The sequence below is a fragment of the Achromobacter sp. 1011811831 genome (genome assembly GCF_059760905.1).
The window spans coordinates 23,404-49,687 of record NZ_JCBANG010000016.1; the positions used below are offsets into that span (position 1 = coordinate 23,404).

The 26,284-nt window shown below is 68.8% G+C and carries 23 protein-coding genes; 15 read left to right on the forward strand and 8 right to left on the reverse strand.

Going from position 1 to position 26,284, the window contains the following annotated elements; translation table 11 throughout:
* The first annotated feature begins 3 nt into the window (after nt 1-3).
* From AC6LJ9_RS08850 to AC6LJ9_RS08880, 7 genes are all read left to right on the forward strand, one after another.
* Nucleotides 4-801, forward strand: a complete 798-nt coding sequence (locus tag AC6LJ9_RS08850) for an HAD-IIB family hydrolase (RefSeq protein ID WP_498147276.1) — start codon at nt 4-6, stop codon at nt 799-801.
* Between the two features lie 20 nt (nt 802-821).
* On the forward strand, nt 822-1,664 hold the full coding sequence (locus tag AC6LJ9_RS08855; protein ID WP_103271051.1) for an IclR family transcriptional regulator: 843 nt from the start codon (nt 822-824) through the stop codon (nt 1,662-1,664).
* 160 nt (nt 1,665-1,824) lie between these two features.
* Entirely contained in the window at nt 1,825-2,823 is a 999-nt protein-coding gene (gene phnD / locus AC6LJ9_RS08860; RefSeq protein WP_392410019.1) for a phosphate/phosphite/phosphonate ABC transporter substrate-binding protein, read from the forward strand.
* A 5-nt stretch (nt 2,824-2,828) separates the two neighbouring features.
* The gene (gene phnC, locus AC6LJ9_RS08865) at nt 2,829-3,599 is read left to right on the forward strand and encodes a phosphonate ABC transporter ATP-binding protein (protein ID WP_212314151.1); all 771 of its coding nucleotides are present in this window, start codon (nt 2,829-2,831) and stop codon (nt 3,597-3,599) included.
* Nucleotides 3,596-4,513, forward strand: coding sequence for a phosphonate ABC transporter, permease protein PhnE (gene phnE, locus AC6LJ9_RS08870; RefSeq protein WP_498147277.1), 918 nt, complete (start codon nt 3,596-3,598; stop codon nt 4,511-4,513). The genes phnC and phnE (AC6LJ9_RS08870) overlap by 4 nt, the downstream gene beginning before the upstream one ends.
* Nucleotides 4,510-5,331, forward strand: a complete 822-nt coding sequence (phnE, locus tag AC6LJ9_RS08875) for a phosphonate ABC transporter, permease protein PhnE (protein WP_498147278.1) — start codon at nt 4,510-4,512, stop codon at nt 5,329-5,331. The genes phnE (AC6LJ9_RS08870) and phnE (AC6LJ9_RS08875) overlap by 4 nt, the downstream gene beginning before the upstream one ends.
* A gap of 181 nt (nt 5,332-5,512) precedes the next feature.
* Nucleotides 5,513-6,064, forward strand: a complete 552-nt coding sequence (locus AC6LJ9_RS08880) for an SMI1/KNR4 family protein (RefSeq protein WP_498147279.1) — start codon at nt 5,513-5,515, stop codon at nt 6,062-6,064.
* A 64-nt stretch (nt 6,065-6,128) separates the two neighbouring features.
* On the opposite strand, the gene AC6LJ9_RS08885 is transcribed toward AC6LJ9_RS08880, so the two are convergent.
* The gene (locus AC6LJ9_RS08885) at nt 6,129-10,355 is read right to left on the reverse strand and encodes an autotransporter domain-containing protein (protein ID WP_498147280.1); all 4,227 of its coding nucleotides are present in this window, start codon (nt 10,353-10,355) and stop codon (nt 6,129-6,131) included.
* 323 nt (nt 10,356-10,678) lie between these two features.
* Between AC6LJ9_RS08885 and AC6LJ9_RS08890 the strand changes: the two genes are divergently transcribed.
* The gene (locus AC6LJ9_RS08890; RefSeq protein ID WP_498147281.1) at nt 10,679-12,337 is read left to right on the forward strand and encodes a CYTH and CHAD domain-containing protein; all 1,659 of its coding nucleotides are present in this window, start codon (nt 10,679-10,681) and stop codon (nt 12,335-12,337) included.
* 98 nt (nt 12,338-12,435) lie between these two features.
* On the opposite strand, the gene ftsY is transcribed toward AC6LJ9_RS08890, so the two are convergent.
* A complete protein-coding gene (gene ftsY, locus AC6LJ9_RS08895) occupies nt 12,436-13,578 on the reverse strand; it encodes a signal recognition particle-docking protein FtsY (RefSeq protein WP_498147316.1) in 1,143 nt (380 codons plus the stop codon).
* Nucleotides 13,579-13,891: 313 nt separating this feature from the next.
* Here ftsY and rsmD point away from each other — a divergent pair, with 313 nt between their 5' ends.
* The 4 genes from rsmD to AC6LJ9_RS08915 all read left to right on the forward strand — a co-directional run bounded on the left by rsmD (nt 13,892) and on the right by AC6LJ9_RS08915 (nt 16,616).
* The gene (rsmD, locus tag AC6LJ9_RS08900) at nt 13,892-14,458 is read left to right on the forward strand and encodes a 16S rRNA (guanine(966)-N(2))-methyltransferase RsmD (RefSeq protein ID WP_498147282.1); all 567 of its coding nucleotides are present in this window, start codon (nt 13,892-13,894) and stop codon (nt 14,456-14,458) included.
* A gap of 58 nt (nt 14,459-14,516) precedes the next feature.
* Entirely contained in the window at nt 14,517-15,020 is a 504-nt protein-coding gene (gene coaD / locus AC6LJ9_RS08905) for a pantetheine-phosphate adenylyltransferase (protein ID WP_103271061.1), read from the forward strand.
* Nucleotides 15,021-15,165: 145 nt separating this feature from the next.
* Complete coding sequence (locus AC6LJ9_RS08910; protein ID WP_103271062.1) at nt 15,166-15,417, forward strand: YfhL family 4Fe-4S dicluster ferredoxin; 252 nt, start codon at nt 15,166-15,168, stop codon at nt 15,415-15,417.
* On the forward strand, nt 15,414-16,616 hold the full coding sequence (locus tag AC6LJ9_RS08915; RefSeq protein WP_498147283.1) for a benzoate/H(+) symporter BenE family transporter: 1,203 nt from the start codon (nt 15,414-15,416) through the stop codon (nt 16,614-16,616). Before AC6LJ9_RS08910 ends, AC6LJ9_RS08915 begins: the two co-directional genes overlap by 4 nt.
* A gap of 103 nt (nt 16,617-16,719) precedes the next feature.
* Here the strand turns inward: AC6LJ9_RS08915 and AC6LJ9_RS08920 are convergent, their stop codons facing one another.
* The 3 genes from AC6LJ9_RS08920 to AC6LJ9_RS08930 form a co-directional block, all read right to left on the reverse strand.
* Nucleotides 16,720-17,121 carry an MOSC N-terminal beta barrel domain-containing protein gene (locus AC6LJ9_RS08920; RefSeq protein ID WP_498147284.1) on the reverse strand — a complete coding sequence of 134 codons (402 nt, stop codon included), beginning with the start codon at nt 17,119-17,121 and terminating at the stop codon, nt 16,720-16,722.
* Nucleotides 17,118-19,619, reverse strand: coding sequence for an AsmA family protein (locus AC6LJ9_RS08925; RefSeq protein ID WP_498147285.1), 2,502 nt, complete (start codon nt 19,617-19,619; stop codon nt 17,118-17,120). Before AC6LJ9_RS08925 ends, AC6LJ9_RS08920 begins: the two co-directional genes overlap by 4 nt.
* 510 nt (nt 19,620-20,129) lie before the next feature.
* Complete coding sequence (locus tag AC6LJ9_RS08930) at nt 20,130-20,744, reverse strand: helix-turn-helix domain-containing protein (RefSeq protein WP_498147286.1); 615 nt, start codon at nt 20,742-20,744, stop codon at nt 20,130-20,132.
* 118 nt (nt 20,745-20,862) lie between these two features.
* On the opposite strand from AC6LJ9_RS08930, the gene AC6LJ9_RS08935 reads away from it, so the two are divergent.
* From AC6LJ9_RS08935 to AC6LJ9_RS08945, 3 genes are all read left to right on the forward strand, one after another.
* The gene (locus AC6LJ9_RS08935) at nt 20,863-21,765 is read left to right on the forward strand and encodes a DMT family transporter (protein ID WP_498147287.1); all 903 of its coding nucleotides are present in this window, start codon (nt 20,863-20,865) and stop codon (nt 21,763-21,765) included.
* Between the two features lie 67 nt (nt 21,766-21,832).
* Entirely contained in the window at nt 21,833-22,336 is a 504-nt protein-coding gene (locus AC6LJ9_RS08940; protein WP_498147288.1) for a DUF2938 domain-containing protein, read from the forward strand.
* A gap of 329 nt (nt 22,337-22,665) precedes the next feature.
* Nucleotides 22,666-23,787: a glycosyltransferase family 4 protein gene (locus tag AC6LJ9_RS08945; RefSeq protein WP_498147289.1), complete on the forward strand. Its 1,122-nt coding sequence runs from the start codon at nt 22,666-22,668 to the stop codon at nt 23,785-23,787.
* Between the two features lie 96 nt (nt 23,788-23,883).
* On the opposite strand, the gene ychF is transcribed toward AC6LJ9_RS08945, so the two are convergent.
* The 3 genes from ychF to AC6LJ9_RS08960 all read right to left on the reverse strand — a co-directional run bounded on the left by ychF (nt 23,884) and on the right by AC6LJ9_RS08960 (nt 26,273).
* Complete coding sequence (ychF, locus tag AC6LJ9_RS08950) at nt 23,884-24,975, reverse strand: redox-regulated ATPase YchF (RefSeq protein WP_212314181.1); 1,092 nt, start codon at nt 24,973-24,975, stop codon at nt 23,884-23,886.
* 254 nt (nt 24,976-25,229) lie between these two features.
* A complete protein-coding gene (locus AC6LJ9_RS08955; RefSeq protein ID WP_498147290.1) occupies nt 25,230-25,763 on the reverse strand; it encodes a hypothetical protein in 534 nt (177 codons plus the stop codon).
* A 9-nt stretch (nt 25,764-25,772) separates the two neighbouring features.
* Nucleotides 25,773-26,273, reverse strand: coding sequence for a hypothetical protein (locus AC6LJ9_RS08960; RefSeq protein ID WP_498147291.1), 501 nt, complete (start codon nt 26,271-26,273; stop codon nt 25,773-25,775).
* Between the last annotated feature and the right edge of the window lie 11 nt (nt 26,274-26,284).

Here is a 26,284-nt window from a genome sequence, read left to right on the forward strand (position 1 = left end):
GCCATGCAAGCCCTTGCGGCCATGCCTTCCGCCGTCGCGGCCGCCGTCCGCGTCGTGCTGACGGACATCGACGACACGCTGACCACCGACGGCCGCCTGCCGGCCGACGCCTACGCTGCGCTGGAACGCCTGGAACAGGCCGGCATCCAGGTGGTGCCCATCACCGGCCGCCCGGCCGGCTGGTGCGACCACATCGCCCGCATGTGGCCGGTGCGCGCCGTGGTCGGCGAGAACGGGGCCTTCTACTACGCCTACGACCGCCAGGCCCGCCGCATGACCGCGCATTACTGGACCGACGCCGCCGCCCGCCAGTCCAGCCGCGCCCGCCTGGACGCCATCCGCGACCGCGTGCTGGCCGAGGTGCAAGGCACCGCGGTGGCCAGCGACCAGGACTACCGCAAGGCCGACCTGGCCATCGATTTCTGCGAGGACGTGCCGCCCTTGCCCGAAGCCGACGTGGGCCGCATCGTGGCGATCTTCGAGGCCGCCGGCGCGCAGGCCAAGGTCAGCTCGATCCACGTCAACGGCTGGTTCGGCGACTACGACAAGCTGACCATGACCCAGACCCTGTTCCAGCGCGAGTTCGGCGCCGACGTGGCGACCCTGCTGGACAGCACGCTGTTCATCGGCGACTCGCCCAACGACGAGCCCATGTTCGCCTACTTCCCGATCTCGGTCGGCGTGGCCAACATCCAGTCGCAGCTGCACCGCCTGCAGCGCCGGCCGGCCTATGTGGCCGCCGGCCACGGCGGCGCGGGCTTTGTCGAGATGGCCGAGCGGCTGCTGGCCGCCCGCGCCTGACCCCTACCCTGGAAACCGCCGTGGCGACCACACCGAAAACCACCCCGCAATCCGCGCCCAAGGCCGCTCCCGCCGCGGCCAATGATGGCCGCCGCAGCATCCAGTCCATCGAGGTCGGCGTGCCGCTGCTGGCCGCGCTGGTGGATGCCGGCAAGCCGCTGACGCTGCGCGACCTGGCCGCCGGCGCCGGCATGACCTCGGCCAAGGCCCACCCCTATCTGGTCAGCTTCATCCGCGTGGGCCTGGTGCAGCAGGACGGCGCCACCGGCCAGTACGAGCTGGGACCGTTCGCCTTGCAGATGGGGCTGGTCAGCCTGCAGCGGCTGGACCCGGTGCGCATCGCCATGCCCGAGATCGCCAAGCTGCAATCCGAGATCGGCCACACGCTGGGCATCGCCGTGCTGGGCTCGCACGGCCCGACCATGATCCACATGACCGAGGCCAGCTATCCGGTGCACGTGAACATGCGCAAGGGCACGGTGATGTCCATGCTGCACACCGCCACCGGGCTGGTGTTCGCCGCCTGGCTGCCGCCCAAGGTCAGCGAGCACTACATCGCCCGCGAGGAAGGCGACACCGCCGTCATCGCCAGCCTGACGCCGCCGCGCAAAGCCTCGCGCGCCAATGTCGAGGCGCAGCTGGCCGACATCCGCGTGCACGGCATGGCGCGCGCGCTGGGCAATCCGCTGCCCGGCGTGGACGCGCTGTCGGTGCCGGTGTTCGACAGCACCGGCAACATCGCGCTGGCGCTGACCAGCCTGGGCCCGACCGGACTGTTCGACGTGGCCTGGGACGGCAGCATCGCCCGGCCGCTGCTGGCCTGCGCGCAGGAGATCTCGCGCAAGCTGGGCTATCGCGGCTGACCCGCCAGCCACGAGCAAAAGCGAACACGAACCGAACAAAGCGAACAAAAGCCGAAAAGAAAGGCAGGGACTTTCCCAAGTGTGAGCCCTCCTCTTCCATGTTTGAATTCAGATTGAATTCAGTGACAAGTCACATAGACATAGAAAGAGGAGACACACGATGCACGCCTTGCGCCTGCTGCAAACGGCCGCGCTGGCCGCGTTCGCCCTGGGCGCGTCCGCCGCGCAAGCCGCCGACGCCTGCCCCAATCGCGGCGACCTGGACCAGATGTACTGCGACGCCAACAAGGACCTGGTGGCCGACACGCCCACCGATCCGGCCAAGCTGAAGACCCCGTCCACCCTGGTGTTCACCTACACGCCGGTGGAAGATCCGGCGGTCTATGAAGACATCTTCAAGCCCTTCACCAAGCACCTGTCGGAATGCACCGGCAAGCGCGTGGTGTTCTACCAGGTGCAGAGCAACGCCGCCGAGATCGAGGCCATGCGCTCGGGCCGCCTGCACGTGGGCGGCTTCTCCACCGGCCCGACCGCCTTCGCGGTCAACATCGCCGGCGCCGTGCCCTTCGCGGTCAAGGGCTATGCCGACGGCTTCCAGGGCTACAACCTGATCGTCATCGTCAAGAAGGACAGCCCGTACCAGAAGCTGACCGACCTGAAGGGCAAGAAGCTGGCGCACACCGCGCCCTCGTCCAACTCCGGCCACATGGCGCCGGTGGCCTTGTTCCCGAAGGAAGGGCTGACGCCGGACAAGGACTACAAGGTGATCTTCTCGGGCAAGCACGACCAGTCGGTCATGGGCGTGAACTCCGGCGACTACGACGCCGCCGCCGTGGCCTCGGACGTGTTCAAGCGCATGGTCGAGCGCGGCCAGGTCAAGGAAGCCGACTTCCGCGTGATCTACCGCAGCGAGAAATTCCCCACCTCGTCCTTCGCCTACGCGCATGACCTGGAGCCGAAGTTCCGCGACCAGATGCTCAAGTGCTTCTACGACTACCGCTTCCCGGCGGAGATGTCCAAGGCCTTCGACGGCGCCGACCGCTTCTATCCGGTGACCTACCAGAAGGACTGGGCCATCGTGCGCCAGGTCGCCGAATCCGGCGGCGAGAGCTTCAACCGCGCCGCCTACGACCGCGAAACCGCCAAGAGCAAGAAGTAAGCCGCATGAGCACGTCGCTACGCATTTCCGGCCTGGTGAAGGAATACCGGGCCGGCCGCCCGGTGCTCAATGGCATCGACCTGGAGGTGGCGGGCCAGGGCCTGACCGCCATCATCGGCCCCTCGGGCACCGGCAAGAGCACGCTCCTGCGCTGCATCAACCGGCTGATCGAGCCGACCCGGGGCGAGATCACGCTGCGTTCGGGGCAGGACTCGGTGGACCTGGCGCGCGTGCGCGGCGCGGCCCTGCGCCGCGCGCGCCGCCGCATCGGCATGGTGTTCCAGGAATACAACCTGGTCGAGCGCCTGACGGTCATGGAGAACCTGCTGACCGGCCGACTCGGCTACACCTCGGCCTTCAAGGCCTGGACCCGCCGCTTCGAGTCCGAGGACATCGAGCACGCCTACCGGCTGCTGGACACCGTGGGCCTGGCGGGCTTCGCCGACCAGCGCGCCGACGCGCTGTCGGGCGGCCAGCGCCAGCGCGTGGGCATCGCCCGCGCGCTGATGCAGCGCCCGCAGTTGCTGCTGGCCGACGAGCCGACCTCGTCGCTGGATCCCAAGACCTCGGTCGAGATCATGGAGCTGCTGGCGGCGCAGGGCGACGCCAGCGGCATCCCCGTCATCGTCAACATCCACGACGTGGAGCTGGCCCGACGCTACGCCACGCGCATCGTCGGCATGTCCGGCGGCAGCGTGGTCTACGACGGCGACGGACAGGGCCTGGACGCCGCCATGCTCAAGACCATCTACGGAGGCGAGTCTTGGCTGGAATGATTCCGCAGCGGGGCGCCCGCCCCTTCGCCCTGTCCGGCCGCGTCAAGGCCGGCGCGGTCCTGCTGCTGCTCTACACGCTGTACGCGGGCGCGCAGCTGGACTTCAGCTGGAACCGCTTCGAGACCGGGCTGGGCCACGCGTCCACCTTCCTGGCGCGCATGTTCCCGCCCAATTTCGAGAAGCCCGCCACGCTGTGGAAGGGCATCGCCGAAAGCCTGGAGATCGCCGTGCTGGCCTCGGTGCTGGGCATCGCCTGCGCGCTGCCGGTGGGCCTGCTGGGCGCGCGCAACCTGATGCCGGCCTGGGTCTCGTGGCCGGCGCGCGCGCTGGTGGCGCTGTGCCGCGCGCTGCATCCGGTGATCGTCGCCATCCTGTTCGTCAAGGCCGTGGGCTTCGGCGCGCTGGCCGGCATCCTGGCGCTGACGGTGGCCTCGATCGGCTTCATCGGCAAGCTGTTCACCGAGGCCATCGAGGAGATCTCGCTCAAGCAGGTCGAGGCGGTACGCGCCACCGGCGCGTCCTTCGGCAACGTGCTCATCTTCGGCGTGCTGCCGCAGGTGTTCGCGCGCTTCATCGGCTTCGCCACCTATCAGTTCGATTCCAACCTGCGCAACTCCACCATGGTGGGCATCGTCGGCGCGGGCGGGGTCGGCGGCACGCTGTTCTCGGCCTTCCAGCGCTTTGACTACGACTTCGTCAGCGCCATCCTGCTGACCCTGATCGCCATCATCATGCTGGGCGAGATCCTGGCCGGCTTCGTGCGCGCGGTGTTCCTGGACAACCTGGGCTTCGACCGCATCCTGCAAGGGCGCTTCGCCGGCGCGCGCGGCCTGGGTTCGGGCCCGACGTCGAATACGGGATTGAACACGCGCGGCGCAACCGCCGTGACGCGCAAGGCGGAGGCGGACGAATGAACGCGCACGCCACCCTGCACAACGCCGGCGCGCCGCGCGAATGGCACCGCTACAGCCTGGGCCAGCGGCTGCTGCGCTTCGCGCTCTACCTGCTGCTGGCGCTCGCCATCGGCCAGGCCATGCGCGGCGTCGAGATCATTCCGGAATTCCTGTACGACGCGCCCGAGCAGATGGCCGACCTGTTCCAGCGCATGTGGCCGGTGGACTGGGCCTATTACCCGGGCGGCGTGCACGCCGCGCTGGTAGAGACCCTGCACATCGCCACGCTGGGCACCATCCTGTCGGTGATCCTGGCGGTGCCGGTCGGGCTGCTGGCGGCGAACAACCTCACGCCCAGCCGGACCGTCAACATGCTGGCGCGGCTGATCCTGGTGTCCAGCCGCTCGGTCAACTCGCTGGTCTGGGCGCTGCTGTTCATCGCCATCTTCGGTCCCGGCGCGCTGGCGGGCACGCTGGCCATCGCCTTCCGTTCGATCGGCTTCGTCGGCAAGCTGGTGGGCGAAGCGGTCGAAGAGGCGCAACGCGGCCCGATCGAGGCCGTGACCGCCACCGGCGCCAGCAAGTCCGCCGTGATCTGGTACGCCTACTGGCCGCAGATCCGCCCGGCGTTCTGGTCCATCGTACTGCTGCGCTGGGACATCAACGTGCGCGAATCCGCCGTGCTCGGCCTGGTCGGCGCCGGCGGCATCGGCATGGCGCTGGACACCGCGCTGAACCTGTTCCAGTGGGACCGCGTGGCCCTGGTGCTGGCCTCCATCTTCGCGGTCGTGGTGCTGGCCGAGATCCTGATCACGCAGGCGCGCAAACGCATCCTCTGACGCCGCCCGCCACCGTGTTCCTTTGCGCCGCCCGGCAACGGGCGGTTTTTTTTGCCTGGGCCCGCCGCGAGGCAGGAAGGTCCTCGCGGGAACGGCAAGCGCGCGCATCGCAAGCGCAGGATTCCCGCGCGGGACCGGGCGCTATCATCTGCCTTCCCTCCCCTTGCATGGCAGGCCATACATGGAATTCCCCGCTTTTGTGTCGGCGCTCAAGGCGTTCTACCAGGACAACGACCAGCCGCTGCGGCTCAAGCCCAAGACCAGCAAGGCCGACATCGCAGCCGCCGAACAGGAACTGGGCTTCGAGATCGACCCGGCCTTGAAGGCGGCCTGGCTGGCGGCCAACGGCGGACCGTCGTACAAGCCCGTGTTCGCGCGCCAGGGCTATCTGACGGGCTACGATTTCCTGCCGTTGCAGGACGCGCTCAAGCAATGGCGCGGCCTGCGCACCCGCGCGCCGCGCTATGCCGGCTACAGGCAACCCACGCCGCGCGACCCGCGGATCCAGGACGGCTGGTTCCAGCAGGGCTGGCTGCCCTTCGCCGGGTTTTCCGCGCCGACCCTGATGCTGATGCTGGACCACACGCCCACGGCGCAAGGCAGGCCGGGGCAGATTATCGCCTTCACCCACGATCCGGATTCCATCGACTACGTGTGCGTGGACTTCCCCACCCTGCTGGCGCAGACGCTGGAGCAGATCGAGGAAGATCCCGAGGAGTTCCTGGAAGGCTGAAGCCGTGCGACGGCCCTCTTGCACGGACGGCTCGCGCCGCCTGGACGGCGCGAGCCTGCCGCGCCTAGAAACGAACGGTCAGGTTCGCGCGCACGCCATGGTCCCGCGTCGACCCCGATAGCAGGCCCTGATAGGCCAGGCCGACGCTGGTCTTGCGGGTGGCCTGCAGATCCAGGCCGGCCTCGATCACCGCGCTGTTCCTGGCGAGCGCCACGCCCGCCACCGTGAAGGATTCGCCCGCGGAGAACGCTTGCGTGGCCTGCGGCTTCACATCGCCCGTGGCGTGACGCCAGCCCAGCGATCCCCGCAGCGCGGCCCGCGCGCCGCCCAGTTCGAAGCGCGACGTGGCCCGCGCGCCCAGGGTCGAGAAGATCGTCTCGCTCGTCTGGCCTGCCGCATGCAGCGCGGCCGCGCCGCCGCTCTCGCGATAGCCGCCGGTGCGCAGATTGACGTAGGCCAGGTTGACGAAGGGTTCCAGCGCGACGGCGGACAGGTCGATGCGATAGCTCAGGTCCGCGTAGGCCTGGGCGCTGCGGCCGTCGTAGCCGGCCTTGAGACGGTCGGAGAAACCGGGCATGGCGACCGAGCGGCGGGTGGAGATGTCGTGCCAGCTGTAGGCCACGCCGCCGCGCAGGCCCAGCGCGCCCCATTGGCCGCCGCCGTAGGCGCCCAGATGGTAGTTGTCGCTGCGGCCCGACGAGGCGCGGTCGTTCACATCGAAATCGCTGCGGCTGTAGCCGGCCATCACGCCGACCCGCCAGGTCTTGGCGAGCGGCGCGTCCAGCCCCATCAGGAAGCCACCGCTGGAACGCTTGAGCGCGGCCGCGTTGCCGTCGCCGTCGGTCCGGCTCCAGGCGCCCAGGCCCTGGATCCAGCTGGCCGGCCCATACGCGCCTTCCTGTGCGCCGGTTGCCAGCGTCCCCGCATCATTCCCGGCGGCGGCCAGCAGGGGCGAGGAACGCGCGCCGTCGGCGGCCACGCGCAGACGGTCGCTCATGGCATCGCGCAGATAGCGGCTGTCCTGCAACAGCATGGTCTTGGCCGAGGCGTGCAGTTCGCCGGACAACTGATCGAAACCCGCATGCAGCAGCGCCGGATCGTCCGGCAGGCGCACCACGGCGTCGTACAGCCGGTTGCCGCTGCCCATGCCGATGCTGTCGATGGCGGCGGCCGCGGCGCGCTGGTTGCGCGTCGCCCCCGTCCACGCCATGCGCGTATCGTTGCGCGCCAGGCTCAGCGACACGCGGCCGGCGCCATAATCGTAGGCCAGGCTCGGCGTCAGGAAGGCGAAGTCGGAGGACACGGCGTCGAAACGGCCGGACAGCGTGCCGCCCACTTCCATGATGGTGTAGCGGGCATTCAGCCCATAGTCGCCCTGGGCGCCGACATGCGCCACCGCGCCGCCATTGAGCGTGGCATTGCCGGTGACGCGGACCAGGTCCGCGCCGGCGCCGGCCGGATCGGTTTCAACCACGAAACGCGCGCCGCCCTGCATGACCAGATCGCCGTCGATGGTCAGCGTGCCGATGGAGTTGCCCGGCGACAGGACGCCGCCGGCGCCGACCGTCGCGCGCGAGCCCGCGCCCGCGCCTATCGTCCCGTTGCCGCCCAGCATGCCGCCGGCTCCCACGTCGAGCGAGCCGCCCAGCCTGCCGTTGATCGCCAGGCGGCCGTCGTTGACGACGATGCGCCCGGCGTAGCCCGCGCTGTCGCCGTTCAGGTTCAAGGCGCCGGCGCCGGCCTTGATCAGGTCGCCATTGCCGGACAGCGCGCCGGCCAGGCCCAGCGTCGTGCCCGCGGCTACATCGAAGCCGCCAGATTGCGTGATCGACACGGCGCGCGCCGTGTCGAAGGACGCGGTGGTCGCCAGCATGCCGCCGTTGAACGCCAGCCCGCCGGCGGCATGGCCCAGGTTGGCGTCGCGCTCGACCTGCAAGGTGCCGCCCGCGATCACCGTGCCGCCGCTGTAGGTGTTGGCGCCGCTCAGCACCAGCGTCCCGGCGCCGGCCTTGGTCAGCGTGGCGCCGTTCCAGCCGGTCGCGGCATTGGCGGCCTGGTCGGCCAGCGCCGCGCCGACCGTGAAGCGATCCGTGGCGTTGGCAAGCGTGAACGTGCCGTGCGCCAGGCTGTTGCCGGCGGTCCAGCTCAGGCCGTAGCGGGCCAGGTACTGGAGCGTGTCCGCCGACTTGCGCGTGTTGACGCTCAGGTAGTCCACGGCGCCGGCGAAGCCGCCGGTGCTGATCCTGGCGAAGTCGCCGTTGATGCCACCGGCTGTATCGATCAGCACGACCTCGGCCGGGCTGGCGCTGTTGATGCCGCCCAGCCGGAAGGTCACGTCGGCGCCGAGCGTCATCGTGTTGGCGCGCAGCGGCGCGCCGTTGGCGCCGGCGATCAGGTCGAGAATGGTGTGGTCGGCCATGCCGATATCGCCCGAGGTCCCCAGCGTCGCCGGTCCCTGCACCGCCAGCGTGCTGCCCGCGCCCGACACCTTCAGGTCGCCGGCCAGCCTGCTGCCCGCGCCGGAGGCGCCATCGCCATACTGCAGCGTTCCGCCCGTCACCTGCGCCGAACCGCCCAGCTGTCCCAGCACCACCAGTGTGCCGCCCGACACCGTGGTCTTGCCCAGGAAGGCGCCATTGGCGCCCGTCAGGAACGTGGTGCCGGCGATCTGATTCAGGCTGTGCGCGCCGCTGCCCGTGCTCAGCAACGGTGTCGCGAACCGGTAGGCGGTATCGGTATGGTTGAAGTTCAGCGTGGCAATGCCCGCGCCGAACTGGACCGCGCCGGCGTTGAGCGTGCCCGCCCCCGCGGCCGGCTGCCCCGGCGCCGCGCCGATATTGAGGGTGCCGCGGGTGGGAAAGATCAGGAACCGGTCCGGCGCCAGCGACACGATCCCCGTGCCGAACGCGCCGACGTTGACGGCGCCCCCTTGCCCGATCGTCAGGGTGCCCGCGCCCGTTCCCACGCCAAATCCCAGGATCATCGCGCCGCTGTTGTTCCAGGTGGAGCCGGCGCCGCGCACCACGACGTCGCCGTTGCCGTTCATGGTGCCCACATAGCCGTCGCGGTTCGAGACGGTGCCGCCAGACTCGATGCTCAGGGTGCCCTGGCCGTATACATCGCCCACCCTGAGCTCGCCGGCATTGGCCCAGGTCGAACCGCGCCCCGACACCAGGAAATTGCCGGTACCGTTCTGATTGCGCCCGACGACGCCATCGACGCTGGCGACATACCCGCCCGCCAGCACCGACACGGCGCCCCTGCCGCCCTCCGAGCCGACCAGCAGCGCCGCGCGATTGTTCCAGAGCGCCCCCACATCCGAAACCGAGACGGTCGCCGCTCCGTTCTGCTGCGCATCGACCGTGGCGAACTGGTTCGAGACCGTGCCTTGATAGTAGATGCTCAGGTCGCCAGGTCCGCTGCCGCCGACGAACAGGTTGCCGGTCAGGGCCCAGGTCGCGCCGGCGTTGTACACGTTGACCCGGGCCGAGGCGCTGGACGCCGCGCCGGCATCGATCCGGCCCTGCGCGGTGCCCAGCATGTTGGCGATCTGCAGGGATCCGCCCGTGACGGTGGTATCGCCGTCGAACCGGGAACTGTTGCCCAGCAATAGCGTGACGCCGGCGTAATGATTGAGCTGGTGCTGACCCGCCTGGCCGCTGTTCAGGGCGGACGCGAAGAACTGGGGGCCCGTCGTATTGAAGTTCAGCGTGCCGCGGCCCGCGCCAAAGCGCACCTCCGATGCATCCAGGATGCCGGCGGCATCGGCGGCCGCGCCGCCGGGCGCGCTGCCGATGTTGAGGACGCCGACCGCGTCGCGATTGCTGGCCAGCTCGACACCCCCCTGGCCATTGGCGCCCACCGAGACCGTGCCTTGATTGGCGAGCGTCAGCGTGCCGCTGCCATTGGCCCCGACGACCAGGCGGCCGTTGACCTCCCAGGACGCGCCCAGGCCCGAGACCGTCGCCGCGCCCTCGCCGCTCGGCGTCGCCCCCAGCCAGCCGTTGGCGCTGCGCACCATCGTCGTCGGCGACTCGATCAGCAGCGAACCGAACGCGGAATTGCCGACGACCATGTCATTGGCGCCGTTCCAGTTCACCGAAGGGGTCACGTCGCCGATCGCCACCGCAGCGGCCAGCGCCTGCGCGGCAGGCGCGGCGCAGACAGCCGCCAAGACGACCGCCAGCGCCACGCTCCGCGACCGGCTCTTGCCCCGCCCCCGGGCGTGCTCGCTGGCCACCTGCCACTGGCCGGTGCCTCGGTTCAGGACGATGCGATACGCGCGGTTCATGGGCCCTCTCTTTTCTCTTGTCATGGCCCGTCGCCGGCGATGCCGGGGCGGGCGCGAATGGCTATCGAGGCCCCGCAGGAAGCGTCCGGCCCGCCAATTACAATTAGAAAAGTTCGACCCGCCCTTGCCTATCACTGAAACTGGGTAATTGCGCGGACGCAATCAAAGCCGAAAATGTCCGACAGCCCGCGCGCGGACGATTGTTGATGCACCGCAACCCCGTCTATGCTCGTGCGGGTTTTGTGAAATAAATATGACCGGTCATCAAACCACCCTCCCCGTTTGATTAAGATCTCGGCTTTTGCCGTTGGACACCCGCCGCCATGTCGGAACAGGAACTGAAACTGCACGTGCCCGCGGCGTCTCGCCAAGCCGTACAGCGAGAGATCAAGCAGCGCGAAGCCACTCGCATCCGCCTGCATGCCATGTACTTCGATACGCCCGAGCGCGAGCTGGCGCGGGCGCGCATCGCGATCCGCCTGCGGCAGGAAGGCCGCGACTGGGTGCAGACGCTGAAGATGCCAGGCGCCGACGCCATCACCCGCATCGAAATGAATCACCCGCGGCCCGGTCCGGTGCTGGACCTGTCGGTCTATGCAGGCACCGATGTCGAAGCGCCGCTGGCGGCGATCAAGGGCGAGCTGGGCCTGCGCTACGAGACCGACGTGCTGCGCCTGCTGCGCCGCGTGCGCACGCGCCACGGCATGGTCGAGCTGGCCTATGACACCGGCATCCTGCGCGCGGGCACGCTGGAACTGCCCATCTCCGAACTGGAATTCGAACTGGTGTCGGGCAAGCCGCGCGCCATCTTCGCCGCGGCCCGAGGCTGGCAGCAGCGCCACGCGCTGGTGCTGGACCCACGCAGCAAGTCCGAGCGCGGCGACGCGCTGGCGCAGCTGGCGCACAAGCTGGCCGAGGTTGACGCCGCCGCCGGCGACGACCATCAGGCGCGCCGCGCCGAGGCCATCGCCCGATTCTGGGCGCCGCGCGGCGCGGCCGCGATCAAGCTGCGCGAGGACATGAGCCCGCCGCAGGCCATGGGCGCCATCGCCGCCGAATGCCTGGACCAGATCGCGCGCAACGCCGCCGTGCTGGCCGAAGTGGACACCGAGGGCGTGTACCGCGCCGGCAATTCCGAACACGTGCACCAGCTGCGCGTGGGCGTGCGCCGCCTGCGCTCGGCCTGGAAGCTGTTCGACGGCTGGATCGCGCCGGTACCCGACGCCATGTTGCAGCAGGCGCGCGCGCACTTCGCCGCCTTCGGCGCCAACCGCGACCAGGACGTGCTGAACGAAACCGTGGCGCCCGCGCTGGCCCGCGCCGGCATGCCGGTGATCCCCGTGGAATCGACCCCGCCCGAGGAAGACGCCCGGACCATCGCCGGCGGCAAGGCCTTTCAGGCCTGGCTGCTGGACCTGCTGGAATGGAGCCTGGACGTGCCGCCGCCGGCGGCCGCCCCGGACGGCCACGCGATCGCCAACGGCACGCCCACGGACGCCGCGCCCGAGCCGGCCATCCGCCTGGAAGGCGGCGTGCCCGGCGCGCTGGTGCAGCCCACCATCATTCCGCTGCAGGGCGCGGAGCCCGAAACGCCTCGGCTGCACAAGCAGCTGGCGCGGAGGCTGCGCCGCTGGCACGGCAAGGTCGCCGACCAGGGCCTGCAATTCGCCTCGCTGGACATCCCCGCGCGCCACGAGCTGCGCAAGCGCGGCAAGCGGCTGCGCTACAGCCTGACCTTCGCCGAATCGCTGCTGCCCGCCGCCAAGCTGCGCGGCTACCGCAAGCTGCTGTCGCGCGTGCAGGACATCCTGGGCGAGATCAACGACCTGGCCGTGGCCAAGGAACACTACGAGGCGTGTACGGCCACGCACCCGCAGGCCTGGTTCGCGCTGGGCTGGATCAGCGCGCGGCTGGAAGAGCTGGCGACGGAAGCGCAGCAGGCCTTCGACGACCTGGCGCACAGCAAGCCGTTCTGGAAGTAAGGCAGGCGCGGGCCTGCCTCCAAACCGCGTCGCGGATGAAAAACGGGCGTCCTTCGCAGGACGCCCGTGGCGTTTTTACGGCGCGACCACTCTCGTGATCAATCGGCCAGCAGCGCTCCGGCGAACTCGTCCGCCACGAAGGGCTGCAAGTCTTCCAGGCTTTCGCCCACGCCGATCCAGTACACCGGCACCGGGCGCACGCCCTGGCTGCCCGCGGCCACGGCGGCCAGCGTGCCGCCCTTGGCGGTGCCATCCAGCTTGGTCACGACCAGGCCGGTCAGGTTGATGGCGGCGTCGAAGGCGCGGATCTGGGCCAGCGCGTTCTGGCCGGTATTGCCGTCGACCACCAGCAGCACCTCGTGCGGCGCGGCGGCATCGGCCTTGCCGATGACGCGGCGGATCTTCTTCAGCTCTTCCATCAGGTGCAGCTGCGTGGGCAGGCGGCCCGCGGTGTCCACCATGACCACGTCAATGCCGCGCGCGCGGCCGGCGTTGACCGCGTCGAAGGCCACGGCTGCCGGATCGCCGCCATCCTGCGCGATCACGGTGACGTTGTTGCGGCTGCCCCATTCGATCAGCTGCTCGCGCGCGGCGGCGCGGAACGTGTCGCCCGCCGCCAGCAGCACGCTGGCGCCCTGGCGCTGGAAGGTATGGGCCAGCTTGCCGATGGACGTCGTCTTGCCCGCGCCGTTGACGCCGGCGATCATCACCACCAGCGGCTTGGCGCCCTTGAGATCGAAGGAACGCTCCAGCGGGCGCAGATGGTCGGCCAGCAGCTGACGCAGCGCCGTCTTGACCTTGGCGGGGTCCTCGATGCGTTCCTTCTTCACGCGCGCGCGCAGCGCGGTGAGCAGCGTCTCGGTGGCCTCCAGCCCGGCATCGGCCATAATGAGCGCCGATTCCAGTTCCTCGAACAGGTTCTCGTCGACCTTCACGCCGACGAACAGGCCGCCGATGCTCTGGCCGGTGCGCGACAGGCCCTGCTTGAGCCGGCTCAGCCAGGATGCTTTCTTCGGCGCCTCTTGCGCCGGCGGCGCGGCCTCGGCGACCGGGGCCGGGACGGGCTGCGGCGCGACCGCCTGCTCGACGACCGGGGCGATGATCGGAGCAGCGACCGGAGCAACCGCCGGGGCAACTGCCGGCGCAGCCACTGGCGCCTGGACCGCCGGCGCCTGCGCAACGATGGGCGGTTCTATGGCGACGTCAGGCGCCTTGGGCGTATCGGACACCGGAGCGGGCATGGCCGGCACAGGCGCCGCAGCGGCGGGCAGCGACGGCGCGGGCGTGACGACCGGCGCGGCAGCGGGCGTGTAGGCGACAGGCGCGGACGGCGCCACGGGAGCCGACGGCGCGGGCGCTACCGGCGACGCGACGGGCTGTGCGACGGCGCTATGCTGCGTGGAATCGGACGCCGGAATGGCGGGCGCGACGGCCGTCTGGGCCGGCGCGGCGGGAATCGCGGGCGCCTGGGCGGCGTCCACGGCCTCCGGCGGCGGCGCGGGCTGGACCGGCGCGGCGGGCGGAGGGTTTTTTTTCTTGAAGAAGCGGCTGAACATGGGTAACAAGTATATTCGTATCGTTGGGGGCCAATATCGGCGCACCCCCATTGCCGTGCCCGACGTGGAGACGTTGCGCCCCACGCCCGACCGGGTGCGCGAGACGCTGTTCAACTGGCTCAATCACCTGTGGGGCGGCGAGTTCTCCGACAAGCAGGTGCTGGACCTGTTCGCCGGCAGCGGCGCGCTCGGCTTCGAGGCGGCGTCGCGCGGCGTGGCGCATGTGCAGATGGTCGAGCGCGACAGGACGGCGGCGTCCGCGCTGCGGACGCTGCGCGACAAGCTCAAGGCCGACATGATACGCATCCATGTGGGCGACGCGATGCAGGTCACGGAGCGGATGGATGCGTCCCGCTTTGACCTGATCCTGCTCGATCCGCCCTTCGGACAGGGCTGGCTGCCGCGCCTGTGGCCGCTCTTGCCGGGCATCCTGACCGACAACGGACTGGTCTATGTCGAGGCCGAAACCCCCGTCGAACCGCCCCCGGGATTCCAGATCCTGCGCCAGGACAAGGCCGGCGCCGTCCACTACCATCTGCTGGAATTTGCTGCATTGCGCAAATAGATCAATAATCCGAGCTTCGGAGGATGGTGTACACCACTTATAACGGTACGGAGCTCGCATGATCATCGCTGTTTATCCCGGCACTTTCGACCCGCTGACCAGAGGACACGAAGACCTGGTCCGCCGCGCCGCCGCGCTTTTCGACAAAGTCGTGGTGGGCATCGCCCACAGCCGCAACAAGAAGCCCTTCTTCAGCATCGACGAGCGCGTCGAGATCGCGCGCGAAGTGCTCGGCCACTATCCCAACGTGGAAGTGCAGAGCTTCGGCGGCCTGCTCAAGGACTTCGTGCGCGACCAGGGCGGACGCGTGATCGTGCGCGGCCTGCGCGCCGTGTCCGACTTCGAATATGAATTCCAGATGGCCGGCATGAACCGCCACCTGCTGCCGGACGTCGAGACGCTGTTCATGACGCCGTCGGACCAGTACCAGTTCATCTCGGGCACCATCGTGCGCGAGATCGCCCAGCTGGGCGGCGACGTCAGCAAGTTCGTGTTCCCCTCGGTCGAGCGCTGGCTGCAGGAAAAGGCCAAGGAACGGCGCGAGCAGTCCTGGCCGGGCTGAACGAACCCGTCCCCGTCATCTCCGGAAGGGCGCCCCAGCGGCGCCCTTTGCGTTGATACGCCCGTCGCCGGCATGGGCATGCCGGGGAGCCCGCGCGGCCCGGCGCTACAATGGGCCAGCCCCCAGCCAGACTCCGCCGCCCATCATGGCCCTGACCATCACCGAAGAATGCATCAATTGCGACGTTTGCGAGCCCCAATGCCCGAACGACGCGATTTCCATGGGCGACGAGTATTACGTCATTGACCCCGACCGCTGCACCGAATGCGTCGGCCATCATGACGAGCCTCAATGCAAGGTAGTCTGCCCGGTGGAATGCATCGAGCTGCATCCGCAGTGGAACGAAGGCCAGGAGCAGCTCATGGCCAAGTACCGCCGCCTGACGGGTGCCGCATGAGCGGCGCCGCCCAGCCAGACTCCGTTCCCTCTCCCCGCCCCCACGCCCGCCGCGACATCTCGGCCTCGGCCATCGCCGCCGGCCTGGTCGCCGTGCTGGTGAGCTTCGGCGGCACCGCCGTGCTGATGGTGCAGGCAGGCCATGCCGCCGGCCTGAACGCCGCCCAGATCGGCTCCTGGATCGGCTCGCTCAGCCTGGTGCTGGGCGCCGGCGGCGCGGCCTACAGCCTGCGCACCGGCCTGCCCGTCGTCATGGCCTGGTCCACGCCCGGCGCGGCCCTGCTGGTGACCGCGCTGGCGGGCGTGCCCTTCAACGAAGCCGTGGGCGCCTTCGTGCTGGCCGCGGCGCTGACGCTGGCCTGTGGCCTGTTCGGCTGGATCGATCCCATCCTGCGCCGCATTCCCGGGGAAATCGCCGCGGCCATGCTGGCCGGCGTGCTGCTCAATTTCGGCATGGGCGTCTTCACCAGCCTGGGCAAGCAGCCCGCGCTGGTGCTGGCCATGTGCGCCGCCTACCTGCTGTGCCGGCGCTGGGCACCGCGCTATGCCGTGCTGGTGGTGATGGGCGTGGCGGTGGCCGTGGCCGCCGCGCAGGGCCTGATCCAGACCGACCAGCTGGACCTGCGCCTGACCGAATTCGTCTGGACCACGCCGGCCTTCAGCGCGCAGGCCGCCATCAGCCTGGGCATTCCGCTGTTCGTGGTGGCGATGGCCTCGCAGAACCTGCCGGGCCTGGCCATCCTGCAGGCCTCGGGCTATCGTCCGCCCGCGTCGCGCCTGGTGGCCGCCACCGGCATCCTGGGCCTGCTGGCCGCGCCCTTCGGCGCGCACAGCGTCACGCTGGGCGCGATCAGCGCCGCCATCTGCACCGGCCCCGAGGCGCACCCCGATCCGTCCAAGCGCTACATCGCCGCCGCCACCTATGGCCTGTCGTACTTCGCGCTGAGCATCGTGGCCGGCGCCGTGGCCGTGTTCTTCCAGGCGCTGCCCGCGGCGCTGCTGGCCGCGCTGGCGGGCCTGGCGCTGCTGGGCACCATCATGGGCGGCATGGCCTCCGCCATGGCCAATCCGGCGCGGCGCGAGGCCGCGCTGATCACGCTGCTGGCGACCGCCTCGGGCTTCAGTTTCTGGGGTATCGGTTCGGCCTTCTGGGGCCTGGTGGCGGGCCTGCTGGCCCACACCCTATTTGAGAAGGGGTGACCCACCCCCGAAGCGCTACGCGCTTCCCCCTCAAGGGGGCGCAACTGCGGACCGGCAAAGCCGGCTCCGCGTTGCCCCGATCGTTGCATGGCGGGTGTGCGCTTTAGGGCGAGGGGGTATCGGGCCAAGCGGACACCGGCGTGTCCGGATGCACTTTCATGATGCGGCAGGGCACCTGCACGAAATTCGAGATCCAGGCCGCGGCCAGCTCGCCCTCGTCCACCACGTCGATGACCTGCTCGCCGACCCGCATGCTGTAGCGCACGCTGTCGTCGTCCTCGATCACGTCCAGCGGGATGTCCATGCGCAGCATGCCGGGCGCCTTCAGCACCAGGTAGCCCATGCGCAGCTCGACCGACACATCGGCCAGGCGCGGGCACAGCTCGCGGTTCAGCCATTGCCCCGAATCGTTGGCCACCAGCCATTGCCGGTGATAGGGCGCGGCCTCGGGCTGCGCGGTCAGGCCGCACTCGGCGACGGGCTGGTGCTGCGGCGCGTCGCTCATCGTCCCAGCAGGCCCTTGAGCGCCTTGTCCACGGCCGCGCCGCCCTTGCCCTTGCCCTTGCCGGTGACGGCGTCACGCAGCTTGTTCTCCAGGCTGCGCTTGAGGATGCCGCCAATGGCTTCCTTCCACAGCACGGTATAGGACGGCTTGTCGAACGTGCCCCGGACGTGGACCGGGATGGTCACGTCCTTCAGGTCGATCAGTTCCTTGCCTTCCTCGCTGGCCGACGGATTGACGACGCGCGCGCGCGCCACCAGGTCCAGCTCGTTGCGGACGAAATCGATGGAAGCCGGCTCGCCCTGCGTCACGCGCAGCAGCGGCGAAACGAAGTTCAGGCGCTTGACGGCGGCCACGCCCTTGGTGAAGGCCAGGTCGGCGTCCATCTCGGAGAACTCGGTCTGCTTGCCGCTGTCGGCGGCCACGGTGTGGTCCTGTGCATCGGGCGAGATGGCGGCCTTGAGCTCGCGCAGCGTCTGGGTCAGGTTGATGCCCTTGACCGCGCCGTCACGCAGGCGCAGCTGCAACGTGCCGCCCAGCCCGCTCTTCATGGCATAGGCGTTGGCGCCCGCGGTCTTCAGGTCCAGCGCCAGGCTGCCCGTGCCGCTGAGCACGTTCTTCTGCGCCAGGTCCATCAGCAGCGGCTCGATCGCGATGCCCGCCAGCGACAGCTTGGTGGCGATCTGATTGCCCTGCGCCGCATCCAGGCTCAAGGTGCCGGCAAGCTTGCCGCCATACAGCCCTGCGGTCAGGCTGGACACATCCAGCTTGCCCTTGTCCAGCTTCGCCGTGGCGGCCACGTCGTCGGCCTTCAGGCCGCGCACCACCAGCTTGCCGATCTTGAGCGTGCCGTTGACGCTGGGACCGATCAGGGCCGACAGGTTGATGTTGTCGTCGGCGGCCGGCGCGGGGGCCGGCTGCGCGGGCTTGGATTCGTCCTTCTTGCCTTCGGCGGGCGCCTTGGCAGGCGCGGCCGCGGCCGGCGGCGCCAGCTTGTCCAGGTCCAGCGTGTCCACGGCCAGCGCGAAATTGACCAGAGGCGTGTCGCGCAGCTTGCTGATGTCGGCGCTCAGGTCGAACTTGCCGCCTTCGAGCACGGCGTTGATCTTGGTGCTGGCCTGGTCCTTGAGCAGGTCCACGTTCAGGCTGCCGATGACCGGGATCTGCAGGCTGCCCTTGGGCAGGCCGGGATCGGTGATGTTGACGTCGCCGCGCAGCCCGGACAGGCCGCCGCTGCGCTGGAGCAGGTTCAGCGACAGCGGCGAGGCGAAGTTCAGCTTGACGATGCGCTCGCCGCTCTTGGACGTGCTGTCCAGCTTGGCTTCCTTGATGTCCAGCTCGCCAGCGTTGCCGCTGATGCCGTTCAGGCCGAAGCTGGCGTCCAGGCCGCCCACGCGCACGCGGCCGGTCAGGGCCTCACCGGTGGCGGATGCCGGGGAAATATTGAGCGCGGGCGCGTCGACGGCGAATTCAAACGGGCCGTCGGCCAGGCCGCCCTTGGCGCGCACGGCCAGCTTCTCGATCTGCAGCTGGCTCTTGTGCGGATCCACGGACAGCTTGGGCACAGCCACGCTGGCTTCGACATTGGTCGCGCGCGCGGCCGGATCGGTGACCTCGCCCTGGAACAGCACTTCCAGCGCGGACAGGTCCAGCGCCGACTTCTGGCCGTTGAACGCGAGATTGCCGCGCATGGACAGGCTCTTGGCCTCGGCGCCGGGCAGCTTGCCGTCGACCCGCAGATCCAGCTTCTGCGCGGCATAGCGCTTGGCCGAGGGATCCAGCGTCAGCAGCGCCTGGCCGGTCAGGTTGGCGTCCACGCGCGGATTGCCGCCTTCGAGCTTGGCGGTCAGGCGCACGTCGAAAGGCTGGTTGAAGGTGACGCGGCCGGTATTGGCGTTGATGCGCGTCACCGCCACGGCCATGCCCGAGATGGCGTCCTGCAACTGCACCTCGCCGTCCTTCAGGTCCAGGCCGGCGATATCGATCTGCATATTGCTGCCGGACGACGGCAGGTTGCCGCTGGTGATGGCCTGCGCCGCGGTCTGGGCCGCGCCCGCGATGGCCTCGGCCGGATTGGCCGGCGCGGTCACCACCGGCGCGGCGCCGCCCACCAGGTTGCTGAAGTTGAACTGGCCGTCCTTGCCGCGGATCACGCGCGCCTTCAGGCCGCTGATGGCGACGTGGTCCACCACGAAGCTGTTGGACAGCAGCGGCCATACCGCCACCGCCAGGCGCGTGCTGTCGATCGACGCGAAGGTTTCCTTGCTGCCGGCCTCGGACAGCGACACGCCCTGCACGGCCAGGCCGATGCGCGGGAACAGCGAGAGCTCGATCTCGCCGTCGATGGTCAGCGTGCGGTCATAGCGTTCCTTGACAAGCTCTTCCAGCTTGTACTTGTACGCATTGGGATCGAATGTCAGCAAGAAGATGGCCAGGCCAACGACGGCCACGACAACCAACACTACCAGGCCTATCAATATGCGCTTGAACCACGTTTTCATTGCTGCCCCGTCGGTACCTCGACTGGAAATCCCTGTGATGCCGCGCTGCCGCGCGGCGCTGGCGCTTCGCCGGCGGCCGGGCCGCGGGCGTTTTGAAATCCATTTGCCTTCGGCGGCAAATCCCCTCGCCGGCCAGATCCGCGGCGCGGCGCCGGAGAAGAAGCGTGCTTGAAGGAAAAGCCTGCGGAAAGCGCCGGCGACGCCGGCATGCAGATATCGCTATCGTAACAAATCGGAGACCGCGTGCCAGCGTCACACGCGCGTCTCGGCCATCGCGGCTAGTCCTCGATCAGTTGTCCTGCGCCAACGGCGCGCGCGCCACGGGCGCCCAGGCGCTGGACAGGCAGGTCAGCACGCCGAATGCCGCCCCCACCAACGCAATCCGTATCGCCCACGACTTCATGTCCCGCTCCTTCCACCTCTTGGCGACAAGACTATAGGCAAGACACGGGGCTCAGTCTGCGGGAAGATTCTTAAAGCGAGGATCATCCTCAAGACAAGTTCAAACGCTCAGCCGTGCTCCAGCAGCATCACAGCCACGGTGTCGGGCGCCAGCGCCTCGAACACATGCGGCACGTCGGCCGCATGGCGGATGTAATCGCCCGGCGCCAGCTCCACCTCCCGCCCCAGCGGCCCGATCCGCGCGCGGCCGCTCGCCAGGATCACATGCTCGATCATGCCCGGGCCATGCGGCCTGGACAGTCGCGGCTCGCCGGGCTGCGCCCGCACCCGGTACACATCGCGCTGCGCGCCCGAGGGACAGGCGGCCAGCAGCGTCGCCGCATAGTTGCCCTGCTCGGACACGGCAGCGGCGCCTTCGTGCGCGCGAATGACCTGCACCCTGGCCTGGGCTTCGCCGATCAGCCGGCTGACCTGCACATCCAGCGCCATCGCCAGCGCCCACAGCGTTTCGAGGCTGGGATTGCCCATGCCCGATTCCAGCTGCGACAAAGTGGATTTGGCCAGCCCGGCGCGCCGGGCCAATTCGGCGAGCGACATGCCGGCGCGTTCGCGCTCGCGGCGCAGCGCGGTTGCCAGCAGGCCAATGGGAGCCGGCGAGGCGGCGGTGGGCGCCGAGTCCGCGGTTGGGAAAGATGGCTGGTGCATGGTGCGGGTCCGATCCATGGCGGGTCCGCTTTTTCTACGGCCCCGAACGTTCGACTTGACGAACGATATTAAATATTTGTTCACTATATCAATCCATCGTTCGATATGAAAGGCCGGCGCCAGCCAGCGACGACTCATGCCCATCACCGACAACACCCGAGGCGGCCTGCAGATGACGGCCGCGATGATCATTTCCGGCACTGTCGGCTGGTTCGTGCTGGCGGCCGGCGTGTCGCCGCGCGCCGCGGTGTTCTGGCGCTGCCTGTTCGGCGCGCTGGCCATGCTGGCCGTCTGCGGCTGGCTGGGGCAACTGCGGCCGGGCCTGCTGAACCGCCGCCAGGCAGGCCTGTGCGCGCTGGGCGGCGTGGCGCTGGCGCTGAACTGGACGCTGCTGTTCGGCGCCTACGGCCACGCGTCCATCTCGGTCGCCACCATCGTCTATCACACGCAGCCCTTCATGCTGGTCGCGCTGGGCGCGTTGTGCTTCAAGGAGAAACCGGGCGCGCGCAAGCTCGCCTGCCTGGCGCTGGCCTTCGGCGGCCTGGCGGCCATCGTCGCAGGCCGGCCGGCGGCGGCCCTGCATGCGGGCGGCTCGTTCGCCACCGGCGTCGCGCTGGCCTTGGGCGCGGCGTTCTTCTACGCGATCGCCGCCATCATCGCCAAGGGCTTGAAGGGCGTGCCGCCGCATCTGATCGTGCTGATCCAGCTCCTCATCGGCGCGGCGCTGATGGCACCCTCGGCCGCCCTGCCCGACCAGCCACGCGCCTGGGGCCTGCTTGTCGCGATCGGCGTGGTCCATACCGGCCTGATGTCGACGCTGCTCTACAGCGCGCTGCAAAAAACCGCGACCAGCCTCATCGGCGTGCTGTCCTTCATCTACCCCATCGTCGCGATGCTGGTCGACGCGCTGGCCTTCGATCAGCGCATGAACGCCATCCAGATCGCCGGGGCGGCGCTGATCCTGTTGAGCGCCGCGGCGATGAACCGGCCGGCGCGCGCCAACGGTCCGGCCGAAGCCGGCGTTGACAGGCGGTCTTGACATTTAATATCATTCAATTAATTTATTGAATGTATGGCGCACCCGTCTTGCGGCGCGCCCCGACACCATGACCATCGATTCCGATTTCCTCGTCCGCATCCTGCTGATCGGCGCCGGCGCCACGCTGGTCATGGACGCCTGGGCGCTGTTCCTCAAGCGCTGCTTCAACATCCCCGACCTGAACTACGCCATGGTAGGCCGCTGGATCGGCCATCTGCCGCGCGGACGGTTTATCCACCCGAACATTGGCAAGGCCGAACCGGTCGCATCGGAAGCCGCCATCGGCTGGATCGCGCACTACGCCATCGGCGTCGCCTTCGCGGCCCTGCTGCTGCTCATCGCCGGACCGCAATGGGCGCAGCGCCCGACCTTCCTGCCCGCGCTGCTGGTCGGCATCGGCACGGTGGCCGCGCCCTTCTTCATCCTGCAGCCCGGCATGGGCGCGGGCATCGTCGCATCCAGGACGCCCAACCCGCCGGTCGCGCGGCTGCGCAGTCTGATGGCGCACGCGTCCTTCGGCGTCGGACTGTATCTGGCGGGGCTGGCCTGCCGGGCGGCGCTGGCGTCCTGATCCGTCGCCCGTCACGCGCGACGCGACTGAAGGCACCCCACCACTCCGCGCGCGAATCCACAGGCCGCGCTTGCGAGCCTCATGCCGGCCCGCCAGCGCGGGCCGTCTTTACATTTCCCGAAAAGCCCCTAGAATCCAGCCACGCGCCGCTACCCGGGCGGCAGGACGCGGCCAAGCCGCAGGCACGGCTCCAGGGCCGCGCCCAGCGCCACCGCCCCCGCCCGCTGGCCACGCGGCGCGAACGGCCCGCGCGCCACGCCACGGCCTCTCCAGCGCTTCCAGCCGGATTGGCCTCCAGCAAGGCGCGCCCTCCCTCTTTTTCGACCCTCATGCAGATCTTGCACACTCTGGCCGGCTCCCATCTGGGCGGCATGGAATTCCGCGTCCTGGAACAGGCGCAGTGGCTCAAGGAGCATGGGCATGTCGTGGCCATCGCCGCGCCGCCCGGCAGCGAGACGCTGAAGGCGGCGCACGAGCGCTCGCTGGAAGCCGTGGGCATCGACTTCGAATCCGCCTACTCGCCGTCCACCGTGCTGGGGCTGCGCCGGCTGGTCAAGCGCCTGCGCATCGAGGTCATCGACGCCCACAGCCGCGCGGACGGCAAGACCAGCGCGCTGTGCCAGGACCTGTGCGCCGTCGTGCGCACCCGCCATTTCGCCAAGTACCTGCGCACCAGCCTGCGCAAGCGCCTGGAATGGCGCGTCGGCTGCCATCACGTCATCGCCACCAGCGGCGAAGGCCGCAACGACATCGTGTCGGCCGGCTTCGCGCCGGCCGAACGCGTCAGCGTGGTCGGCGAATGGGCCGACCAGCGCTTCTTCCTGGACGTGGACAAGGCCGCGCTGCGCCAGCGCATGCGCGCCGAACTCGGGCTGGACACCGACGCCTTCGTGGTCGCCACCATCGGCATGCTGCGCCCGGAAAAACGCCAGGACGACCTGCTGCGCGTGGTCCAGCAACTGCGCCAGCGCGCGATCCCCGCCATCGCGCTCGTGGTCGGCACGCCCACCGCCGAAAAGGCCGCCTTCGGCCCCCGGCTGCACGCGCTGGCCGATGAACTGGGCATCGCGGCCCATACCGTGTTCGCCGGCCATCGCGGCGACATCGACCAGGTGATCCACGCCGCCGACGCGCTGCTGGTGCCCTCGTCCAACGAGGCCTGGTCGCGCGTCGTACCCGAAGCCTTCGCCGCCGGTTGCCCGGTGGTGGTCAGCAATGTGGGCGGACTGCCCGAGATCGTGAAGCCGGACGAGACCGGCTGGCTGGCCGAGCCGGGCGACGTGGCCGGGTTCACCGGGCATGTGGCTGGCATCTGGAGCGATCCCGCCCGGGCGCGTCGGGTGGTGAAGCAGGCTCGCGTCTTTGCCGAAGACAACTTCCAGCTGGGGCGCAAGATGGATGAGACGCTGCGGGCGTATGAAGTCGCGATCAGGCGCAAGCGCGGGCGCTGAGGGGCGATGAAAAAAGCCGAGGCCCGCCAGATGGCAGGCCTCGGTTTTTGCCGCTGGGCGCATCCGTTCCGTGGGAAGCGGATACGCGGGCGGGGATCAGACGTTGAACAGGAAGTTCATCACATCGCCGTCCTGCACGATGTATTCCTTGCCTTCGGCGCGCATCTTGCCGGCTTCCTTGGCGCCCTGCTCGCCCTTGTAGGCGATGTAGTCTTCATAGGCGATGGTCTGCGCGCGGATGAAGCCGCGTTCGAAGTCGGTGTGGATCACGCCGGCGGCCTGGGGCGCAGTGGCGCCGATCGGCACGGTCCAGGCGCGCACTTCCTTCACGCCGGCGGTGAAGTACGTTTGCAGGCCCAGCAGCTTGAAGGCGGCGCGGATCAGGCGGTTCAGGCCCGGCTCTTCCATGCCCATGTCGCTCAGGAAGGCCTGGCGGTCGGCGTCGTCCAGGTCGACGATCTCGGACTCGATGGCGGCGCAGATGGCGACCACGGGCGCGTTGCGCTTGGCGGCGAACTCGGTCAGGCGGTCCAGCAGCGGGTTGTTGGTGAAGCCGTCGTCGGCCACGTTGCCCACGTACATCGCACGCTTGGCGGTGATGAAGCAGAGCTGGGCGATGTCGGCTTTTTCTTCAGTCGTCAGGTCCAGCGCGCGGATGGGCTTGGCTTCGTTCAGCTGGGCCACGCACTTTTCCAGCACGGCCACGATGCGCTGCGACTCCTTGTCGCCGGAACGCGCGGTCTTCTGGTGGCGTTGCAGGGCCTTCTCGGCGGTCTGCAGGTCGGCCAGCGCCAGCTCGGTCTCGATGACCTCGATGTCGGCGATGGGATCGACCTTGCCGGCGACGTGGATCACGTTCGGGTCTTCAAAGCAGCGCACCACGTTGACGATGGCGTCGGTCTCGCGGATGTGCGAGAGGAACTGGTTGCCCAGGCCTTCGCCCTTGCTCGCGCCGGCCACCAGGCCGGCGATGTCCACGAACTCGACCGTGGCCGACAGGATGCGTTCGGGCTTGACGATCTCGGCCAGCTTCTGCAGGCGCGGATCCGGCACTTCCACGACGCCCACGTTGGGCTCGATGGTGCAGAACGGATAGTTCTCGGCGGCGATGCCGGCGCGGGTCAGAGCGTTGAAAAGCGTCGATTTGCCGACATTGGGCAGGCCGACGATGCCGCATTGCAGAGCCATGGGAATCCTATACGTATCAAGGCGCTAAGCGCCCAATGTGAGTGCGGTACATCTTGCCGTCCCGCGCGGGGATGGCGGGAGGCCGCGGGCACTGGCGCGCAAGGCGCGGAGCCGGCGGACTTGCCGGGCGCTTGGTCGCACATGTCCGGAAAAGGCGCATTTTAACCGTTTTGCGCGACTGGGCGCAGGCCGGAACGCCGGGGGTGACCACGGGTGGGCATGCATCACCTGAGTCCTGGCCAGGACTATGTCCCTCAGAATCCACGGAAGTCCGGCACGGCCTGCTTCCATTTGTCTTCGATCTTGCGCAGGTCTTCCCATAACGCCTCGAACACCGCGCTGCCCATAGGCGCGACGCCGTGAGCCAGCGCATTGCGCCCAACATACAACCCCAGCAATTGCTTCAAGCGATTGCTCGCATAGTGGCTGGAGCCCAGCACCTGTATCCAGCGGTTGAGTATCGTCGATATCTTCAGGTATCCCTTCTCTGGCACTTTGGAAAACTGCTGATGCTGCGATCGCCTTTCGGCAACCCGCCACTGCACATCTCTGCGGATAGCCCCCTCGCATGCCGCCATCAAGGCAAGGGAAGCGAACAGCTCGTGCTCATCCAGTCGCTTCTGGAGGTAGTCCTTCCACTCTGCTTCGGTCATGCCGAAAATGGCGTCATCAGTGATGGCGCTGATCCCCTCGGGACGACTGGGAGCATGGATGTAACGTCCCAAGCACAGGAGTCCGTCCCTCGTGGAAAAGTACCAGTCGCGCGCTCTGGCGATGTCGGGAAACATGCTGGCACCTCAGTTCATGACGTCCGTGAAGAGCCGCCCCAATCCCGCCTCATCCAGGGCATATGACCCTGCCGTCCCTATCGCCGGGAAAACCCGCCATACCCAGTCCCTGTCGTAGGACGGCGTGTGATCAACGGGCGACCGATCCTCGTGGGCATCGAGAGCAATCAGCTTGACCAACTTGAGCGCATGACGAGGTTGCACGTCGACACGGCCATAGCCGCCAATGATCACGCTCCCCTTGGGCTTGAAATCCACCCAAAGTCCGGTAGGCAGCTGGACAGACAAGGACGGCGCATCATAGTGACCCAGGCGCTCCTCATGCAGTTGGAGAACAGGCCTTTCGAAAGCGTCCTGTCTCAGACCGGCCATTTCCAGTTCACGCGCGATCCAGCAGAAAAGCTCATCCAGCTCCCGCAACCATTTCTGACGGCGCTTTGTCCAGTCAACTTGCGCCTGGACAGTAGCAAGCATCCGCTGGTTCTCGATAAACCCCTTCAAGTCGGTCATGATCTCGGCAT